This window comes from Anaeromyxobacter terrae (assembly GCF_022690685.1).
Lineage (GTDB): Bacteria > Myxococcota > Myxococcia > Myxococcales > Anaeromyxobacteraceae > Anaeromyxobacter > Anaeromyxobacter terrae.
This window is the reverse complement of the sequence record NZ_JALCYY010000137.1, coordinates 1-1,717: the sequence shown is the minus strand read 5'-3', so window position 1 is coordinate 1,717 and position 1,717 is coordinate 1. Positions and strand designations below refer to the sequence as shown.

Here is a 1,717-nt window from a genome sequence, read left to right as displayed (position 1 = left end):
GCTCCCGAACCCGAGCCCGGCCTCACCGCGGCGCGGACCGAGCGGGAGGCGCTCCGCGCCGCCGCGCGGCTCGGGAGTCCGGGCGCCGCGGCGCTCCAGGGGACGCCGCTCGCGTCGCGGGCGGAAGCCGCGCTCGCCGCCGGCGCGGTCGAGGCGTCGCGCCTCGCGGCGCTGCGCGGTCGCCGGCCGGCTCCGCACGCGGGGGCGATCGGGGGACCGGTCGCCGCCTTCCTCCGCGCCGCGCTCCCCGCCGAGTGGTCGCCCACGCAGCTCGAGACGTACGCGCGCTGTCCGTTCCGCCTGTTCCTCCAGCTCGGGGCGCGCCTGCCGGACCCGGCGACGGGCGACCTCGACCAGGAGCCGCGCGACGAGGGGAGCCTCCTGCACGCGGCGCTCGAGCGATTCGTCGGGGCGCGGCTCGCGCGCGGCGCGTGGCCGCCCGCCGGGGACGCGGCCGACGTGGCCGAGGCGCACGCCGCGGCGGAGGCGATGTTCGCGAGGTTCGAGGCGGAGGGCCGGACCGGGGATCCGGCGGTCTGGTCGGCGCGCCGCGAGGCGGTGCTCGCGCGGCTCGCGCGCGCCGTGCACGCGGAGGCGCGCGATCACGATGGCCTCGTGCCGGCCCTCCTCGAGCACCGCTTCGGCGGAAGATCGGAGCGGCCACCGCTCGAGGTTCGCGCCGGCGGAGAGGCGGTGCTCTTGCAGGGGCGGATCGACCGCGTCGACGCGTCCGGGGAGCGGCTCCTGGTGGTCGACTACAAGAACGCGCGCCACGCGACCGGCTACGCCGAGCTGCTCGACCCGGAGGCGATGGGCGTCACGAGCTTCCAGGTGCCGGCGTACCTCGTCGCCGCCGCGCGCGACCTGCCGGGCCGCGGGCGCCTCGAGGCCGCGTACGCGCTCCTCCGCAAGGCGGCGCGCACGGAGCCGTTCGCGACCGACGCCGCCGATCCGCTGCTCGCGGTGGACGCCCCGGAGGGCGGTCTCGTGGCGCGAGCTGGCGCGGAGACGCCCGGGGCCGGGGGTGGGCCGCGCGGGTTCGCGGCGGGCGTGGTGGACGTCGTGCGGCGGATCCGGGCGGGCGAGTTCCCCATCGCCCCGCGCACCTGCGAAGGCTGCCCGTACGGCGCGGTGTGCCGCGCCGAGGGCAGCGCGGGCGAGGCGGACGACACGGGGAGCGCCTCGTGAGCGGCCGGATCGTGTTCGGGCCGGCCGCGACGGCGCTCTTCCGGCTCGAGGCGCCGACCGCCGTGTCCGCCGGCGCGGGCTCCGGGAAGACCACCGCGCTCGTCGAGCTGTGCGCGCGGCTCCTCTCCGGCGAGGCGCTCGGGACGCCCTGCGCGCCCGCCGAGATCGCCGCCATCACCTTCACCGAGAAGGCCGCCGAGGAGCTCGCGCAGCGGCTGCGCGGCGCGGTGGCGGAGCGCGCGCGCGCGGCGTCCGCGGGAGCGGTGGGCTCGGCCGACGCGCAGGCGTGGCTCGACCGGCTCCACGGGCTCGACCGGCTCTCGGCCGGCACGATCCACGGGTTCTGCGGGAGGCTCCTCAGGGAGCACGCCCCCGAGGCCGGACTCGACCCGGAGTTCTCCATCGCCGACGAGGACCGCGCGTCGTCGTGGCTCGCCGGGTCGGCCCGCGCGGCCACCATCGCCGCGCTCGACGCCGGCCGGCCAGCCGCGCGGACGCTCGCCGCAGGGCTCGGCGCGGCGGGCGCGCG

At 79.8% G+C, this 1,717-nt stretch carries 2 protein-coding genes; both read left to right on the top strand.

Annotated features, from left to right (window positions below; genetic code table 11):
• A partial coding sequence (locus MNY62_RS25480; RefSeq protein WP_242347133.1) for a PD-(D/E)XK nuclease family protein occupies positions 1-1,188 on the top strand: 1,188 nt, incomplete at its 5' end.
• On the top strand, positions 1,185-1,717 hold a 533-nt coding region (locus MNY62_RS25475; protein ID WP_242347132.1), incomplete at its 3' end, for a UvrD-helicase domain-containing protein. The genes MNY62_RS25480 and MNY62_RS25475, both read left to right, overlap by 4 nt.